The organism is Pseudonocardia aurantiaca (assembly GCF_039526725.1).
Classification (GTDB): domain Bacteria; phylum Actinomycetota; class Actinomycetes; order Mycobacteriales; family Pseudonocardiaceae; genus Pseudonocardia; species Pseudonocardia aurantiaca.
This window is the reverse complement of sequence record NZ_BAAAJG010000007.1, coordinates 184,659-190,658: the sequence shown is the minus strand read 5'-3', so window position 1 is coordinate 190,658 and position 6,000 is coordinate 184,659. Positions and strand designations below refer to the sequence as shown.

At 74.7% G+C, this 6,000-nt stretch carries 5 protein-coding genes; all 5 read right to left on the bottom strand.

Features of this window, described 5'->3' with window-relative positions:
- A partial coding sequence (locus ABD143_RS09900) for an AAA family ATPase (RefSeq protein WP_343974617.1) occupies positions 1-1,901 on the bottom strand: 1,901 nt, incomplete at its 3' end.
- Between the two features lies 1 nt (position 1,902).
- Complete coding sequence (locus ABD143_RS09895) at positions 1,903-3,057, bottom strand: exonuclease SbcCD subunit D (RefSeq protein ID WP_343974614.1); 1,155 nt, start codon at positions 3,055-3,057, stop codon at positions 1,903-1,905.
- Between the two features lie 61 nt (positions 3,058-3,118).
- Positions 3,119-3,724 (bottom strand): Uma2 family endonuclease, encoded by a 606-nt coding sequence (locus ABD143_RS09890; protein ID WP_343974611.1) that lies wholly within the window; start codon positions 3,722-3,724, stop codon positions 3,119-3,121.
- A gap of 77 nt (positions 3,725-3,801) precedes the next feature.
- Positions 3,802-5,328 (bottom strand): multicopper oxidase family protein, encoded by a 1,527-nt coding sequence (locus tag ABD143_RS09885; protein ID WP_343974608.1) that lies wholly within the window; start codon positions 5,326-5,328, stop codon positions 3,802-3,804.
- A gap of 7 nt (positions 5,329-5,335) precedes the next feature.
- Positions 5,336-5,806: a hypothetical protein gene (locus ABD143_RS09880; protein ID WP_343974605.1), complete on the bottom strand. Its 471-nt coding sequence runs from the start codon at positions 5,804-5,806 to the stop codon at positions 5,336-5,338.
- Between the last annotated feature and the right edge of the window lie 194 nt (positions 5,807-6,000).

Sequence of the window (6,000 nt, the reverse complement as noted above, 5' to 3'; positions counted from 1 at the left end):
CGCCGGGCCCGCCGGACCGCGGCGGCGGCCTCGTCGGCGGCCTGCGCCGACCGGTCGAGCGCGGCGAGCGCCGCGTCGATCTCGGCGGCGCCCGGGATCGCGGCGCCCGCGTCCGGGAGTGCACCGGCGAGTGCCGACTGCAGCCGCTCCACCGCGGCCGCGGCGCGCTCGGCATCGCCGGTGGCCCTGGCGTGCTCGGCGGTGGCGGTGGCCTCGCGGCTGCGGGCTTCGTCGTGGGCCTGCGCGGCCGCGGCCGCCGCCCGTTCGGCGGCGGCGAGGTCGGGACCGGGCAGCGGCGCGGGGAGGGTGGCGACGGTCTGCTCGCAGACGGGGCAGGCGTGCCCGGCGACGAGCGCGGGGCGCAGCGTGGCGGCCACCCCCGCCCGGACGGCCTCCGAGCGCTCGGCCTGGGTGTGCTCCAGCCGGTGCCGGGTGTCGGCGACGCGCGCGGCGGCGGCCGCCACCTCCCCGGCTGCGGCGGTGACCCGCTCGCCGGCGGCGTGGTGCTCGCGCACCGCGAGGTCGAGGTCGCGGCGGTCGCGGCGGGCCTGCTCCAGAGGGCCGCGCTGCGGGGCGGCGGCGAGGGCGGCCCTGGCCTCGGCGTCGCGGGTCTCGGCGGCGGCGAGGGCGGTGCCCGCAGTCTCCAGAGCGTCGAGGGCTGCAGACCGGCGCCGCTCGAGCGCGTCGAGCCCCGCGGGCACCGCGACCGCCACGAGCGCCTGGCGCTCCCCGGCGAGCCGCCGGACCGCGTCCTGCGCGGCGGTGAGCGCGGCCTCAGCCGTGTCGCGGGCGGCCCTGGCGGCGTCGAGCGCGGCGCGTGCGTCGGCGGCGTCGCCGACGGCGGTGGCGTAGGCGGCGCTCGCCTTCTCGTGACGCTCGCGGGCGCCGGGCAGCTCGGCGGCGAGGCCCGCCAGCTCGGCGTGGTCGCGACGCGCCTGCTCCAGCGGCCCGCGGCTCGGCGCGCCGGCCAGCCGTTCCCGGGCGGCGGTGTCGGCGGCCTCGGCCGTCGCGGCCCGCTCGGCGACCCGCTCCCGGTCGGTGACGGCCGCGCGCTGCCGCGCGTCAAGGTCGGCGAGACCGCCGGGGACGCTGAGGGTGGTGAGCTGCCGCCGCTCGGCCTGCAGGCGGTCCGCGAGGGCGTCGGCGGCGGTGAGGTCCGCGGTGGCCGTGGCCAGCTCGGGACCGGCTGCGACGACCCGCTCGGCGAGGGCATCCAGCTCGGCGACCCGCGCGGCCGCGTCGCGCTCGGCCGCCTCGGTGGCGTCGGCGTACCCGCCGAGCTGCTCGGACAGCACCTCCGCGCGCTGGCGCTGCGCCGCGGCCTCGCTGTTGGCTTCGCGCGCGATCACGTCGTAGACACCGAGCCCGAGGATGCGCACCAGCTTCTCCTGGCGTTTGCGCGGCTCGGTGTGCAGGAACTCCGCGAAGTCGCCCTGCGGCAGCACGACACACGTGCAGAAGTCGCCGAACGGCAGCCCGAGCAGGTCCTCGACGGCCTTCGTGACCGCCGCCGCCCCGTCCGCGAGGGGCTCGGTCTCCTCGTCGGCCCCGCCGAGCCCGGCCGCGTCGCGCAGCCGCTCCAGCCGCGCGCTGCGCACCGACACGCTCCCCGTGGCCGCCCGCCGCAGCTCCCGCGCCGCGACGTAGCGCTCGCCACCCACGTCGAACACGAGCCGGACGGTGCCGCGGCTGACCGTCGGCGCCAGGGCGAGCGCGACGGTGCGGCTGTTGTCCCAGCGCGGCACGGAGCCGTAGAGGGCGAAGGTCAGCGCGTCGATCACGGTGGACTTGCCTGCGCCCGTCGACCCGACCAGCGCGAAGTACTCGGCGCCTGCGAAGTCGACGGTGGTGGGCAAGCGGAACGAGCCGAACCCGGCCATCTCCAGCAGCACGGGCCGCATCTCAGTGCGCCCCCGTCACGCGGTCGTGCAGCCGGGCGAACAGCTGCTCGACCCGCGAATCGGCCACGTTGCGGGTGCCGAGGTACTCCCGGAACAGCTCCGAAGGTGTGCGCTCCGGCCCCGACGACGGCCGCGAGGCCGCGACGGGCGCGGCGAACTCCGGATCGATGCGCACCTCCAGCGCGTTCGGCAGCAGGGCACTCACCTCCTCACGGAGCCCGGCGCGGGCCGGCTCCCGCACCCAGACGCGCAGGAAGTCCTCGCCGACGGTCTCCGCGAGCGCCCCCAGCTCCGCGACGGAACCCCGCAGCGTCCGCAGCCGCCGCCCGGCCGTGACGGGGATGTCGGTGACCTTCGCGGGTGTGCCCGGCGCCGCCTCGACGAGGCAGACCACCGAGGTGTTGTCCTGCTCGCCGAAGTCGATGGCGAGCGGGGCGCCGGAGTAGTGCACGGGGCAGGGCGCGTCCATGCGCTGGCGGCGGTGCAGGTGCCCGAGGGCCACGTAGTGCGCCTCCACCGGGAAGATCGTGGCGGGCACGGCGTACTCGAAGATCGACTGCGCGGTGCGCTCGCCGCCGCCGAACTTCCCGTTGAGCACGGTGAGGTGGGCCATGACGAGGTTGACGGCGTCGTCGGAGAAGCCCGCGGTCAGGGAGCCGAGGATGTCGCGCAGTTGCTGGTCGTAGGCGCCGGTGTTCTCGGCAGGCGTGTTGGCCACCAGCTCCGCCGCTCGCACGGCGTAGCGCTGCGACAGGAACGGCAGCACGGACACGGTGGCCCGCTCCCCCGTGGACCGCGCGGTGAACTCCACGACCCCGCCCCGGTCGGCCGTGCGCACCGTGCCCACCAGCGTGATGCCCGCGGCACCGGCCAGCGGGCGGTACGCGTCGAGCATCGCGGGGTGGTCGTGGTTGCCGGCGATCGCGATCACCTCGGCGTCGCGGGCGAGCCCCATCAACGTGCGCACCACGAGCTGCTGGGCCTGCGCCGAGGGCGCCGCGGAGTCGTAGAGGTCGCCTGCGACCAGTACGGCGTCCACCTCGTGCTCGCGGGCGATCCCGACGATCTCGCGGAGCACCTGCTCCTGCTCGTCCAGCCGCGAACGGCCCTTCAACGTCTTGCCGACGTGCCAGTCGGACGTGTGGAGGAGTCGCATCGAACGGAGATGGTAGGCCGCACCTCCGTCAACCCGGGGACGCGCGCCGGAGACGGAGCCCTCAGCGGCGCAGCAGCCGGTCGAGATCCAGCCGCACCGAAAACCGGACGGCCCCCGAAGCGTCGGTGACCTCCGTGGCGAACGTGCCCGCTGTGGCCCCGGCGTCCTGGTAGCCCAGGCCGCCTGCCAGCTGGCAGTCGATGAGGGTGAACGGGTCGTCGAGATCCACGATCCAGTACCGCGGGATCCCGGCGTCGGCGTACTCGCCGCGCTTGATCACATGATCGGTGCGCTTCGACCCCGGCGAGACCACCTCGACGGCGACGAGCACCTCCGACGCGCGCGCGAGGCCACCCTCGCTGCGCACCCGCTCCGCTGCGGCGTCGGTCACGATCAGCAAGTCCGGTCGCCGGGACCAGCCCGGCTGGTCAGGAGGCGCGAGCTGCAGGTCCACATCGACGTCCGGCACCACCTGGAGACCACGGGGCAGCTGGCCGTCCAACTGCACGACGAGCCGGGCGATGACGATCATGTGGTCCATCGACGGGCTCGGAGACACGAGGAGCCTGCCCTCCTGCAGCTCGTAACGGCCGTGCTCGTCCTCACCGAGCGCCGAGTACTCCTCGATGCTCAGCAGGTGGCCCGGCGGCTGGGGAAGGGCGGTCACGCGCACCTCGCTCTCTCCGCCGGAGATTGTCACACGGAACCCGGCTCGGGATGCGGCCACACGCCGGGGCCGGGAGATCACTCCGGTTCGTTCACCCCGCCCACCCGGTACGGCACCGTCACACCCTCGTACATCAGGTGCGCCACCAGCCCTTCCGCCGCGTGGGGCAGGTTGTGGCAGTGATCCATCCAGATGCCCGGGTTGTCGGCCACGAACGCGATGTCGTACGACTCGCCGTCGCCGACCTCGAGCGAGTCGACCCACCACGGGCTCCCGGTGGCGGGCACCCCGTCGCGGGCGAGGACGACGGCATGGTGGCCGTGCAGATGCATCGGATGCGACTCGCCGCTGCGGTTCTCCACGCGCATGCGCACGACGTCGCCGTCTGCGACGACGAACATCGGGACGTCGGGGTACATGTGGCCGTTGACCGTCCACCAGAGGCCGGGCCACCCGTCGAGGAAGCCGGGAGCCCGCCCGATCACGTACTCGAACGACCGGTCGGCCGCCGAGGGGTCGAAGCCCAGCGCGGCAGGCGTGCCATAGGTCAGCATGTCCAGCTTCCCCGTGGGCCGCACGGAGCGCGGCGGGTCGCCCTGGCCGAGCAGCAGCGCCGCCCCACCCAACTCGACGCGGGCTGCCTGCCCGGCGGGCACCTCGACCTCCAGGTCCGCCCGCGCGCCGCCCGTCACCTCGACGGACAGGTCGCGCACCTCGCCCGGCTCCCGGACGTCGGTGCCGTCGACCGCGACGACGCGGAACGCCGCCCCCGACACCCAGACCGGCATCGGGCCGTTGTCGGTGTTGACCACCCGCACGCGCACCCGCGTGCCCGGTGCGGCGTCGACGCGGGTCTCGCCCGGGCGCCCGTTGACCGTGCGCACGCCGTCGTAGATGTGCACGAGGGCGAGCTCGTCCACGGTGGTGCCGGGCAGGCCGCCGGGCGGGGTGACCACCAGCGCGCCGAGCAGCCCGCGCTGCACCTGCTCGTGCGACACCTGGTGGGAGTGATACCAGTAGGACCCGCGCTGATCCGCGCGGAAGCGGTAGACGTGCTCTCCCCCGACGGGCACGGCGTCCTGCGTGACGCCCGCGACGCCGTCCACCGCGTTCGGCACGTCGACCCCGTGCCAGTGCAGGGTGACTCCGTCTGGCACGGACTCGTTGACGAGCCGCACCTCGACGAGCTGCCCCTGCTCGGCGGTGATGACCGGCCCCGGCGACGACCCGTTGAGCGTGTAGCCCTCGACCATCTGACCCGACGCGAGCCGGAACGGCTCCTTCCTGGCGGTCAGGTCCACGCGGACGTCGGCCGGCGCCGTCGAGGGCTCAGTGAGCGTGGCCACGCTCCGGGCAGCCGGGCCATGGTGCCCTTCGTGGCCCTGCGCCGGTACCGCGCCGCTGCCCTGGTTGCGGCCCTCGTCGCGGTAACCCATGTCCATCACGGAGTACGAGTCGGGCAGGAGGCTCGCCTGCCACATCCAGCCGAGCGGGCCGAGCACCGCGAGCGCGGCGACGACGGGGAGGAGGGTGCGCCTGCGCCCGCCCCTCTTCCGCGGCGGGCGCGGCGACGGTGCCGTCGCCGCGCCCGTCGGTACTGCCACCGGTCGGCTACGCGACGTCGGCGGTGCCGCGGGACGCCCGCGGCTCCAGCCCGCTCGTCGCCGCCTCGGCGCGCCGCGCCGCGACCACGGCGAACGCGAACAGCGCGAGTGCGCCGATGCCGTGCAGGATCCCCAGCTCGGGGATGCCGCCGGCGAACATGCCGAGGAACACCTGGACGACGACGGTGAGGAAAACCAGCCCGGCCCACAGCACGCCGCCGGGGATCTTCGCGAAGAATGACGAGATCAGCAGCAGGAGCGCGATCAGCGGGACGATGATCTGCCCGTTGAGCCCGTGCACGATGAACCCGATCACCCCGTTGAACGCGATCGTCTCGCTCTGCATCACGGCGGCGTCCAGCACGCCGCCGTTCTCGATCCAGTTGGTCAGGCCGGACACGGCGAACGCAACCGCCGCGGCCTGGATGACGACTTCGAGCGCCACGAGGTACGCCAGCACGCGATAGACCGACCTCATCAGCAATCTCCCCCCACCTGCGGGCTACTCGGTTCGGAGTAGCACTCGTGGCGCACCACGCCCCCGTTACGAGCGCAAACGGGTGATGATCGGGCGAATGTGGCCCGGCACGGAGCACCACGTGTTAGGTGACGCCGCTCCGCCGAGTCCGGGCTGTCTCGCGCAGTTGTCCGCGGTGGCGGTGCCATTCGCGT

Excerpts from the sequence above, each read along its gene's own strand:
- ABD143_RS09895 (WP_343974614.1), bottom strand. The coding sequence starts at position 3,057 with ATGCGACTCCTCCACACGTCCGACTGGCACGTCGGCAAGACGTTGAAG.
- ABD143_RS09880 (WP_343974605.1), bottom strand. The coding sequence starts at position 5,806 with ATGAGGTCGGTCTATCGCGTGCTGGCGTACCTCGTGGCGCTCGAAGTC.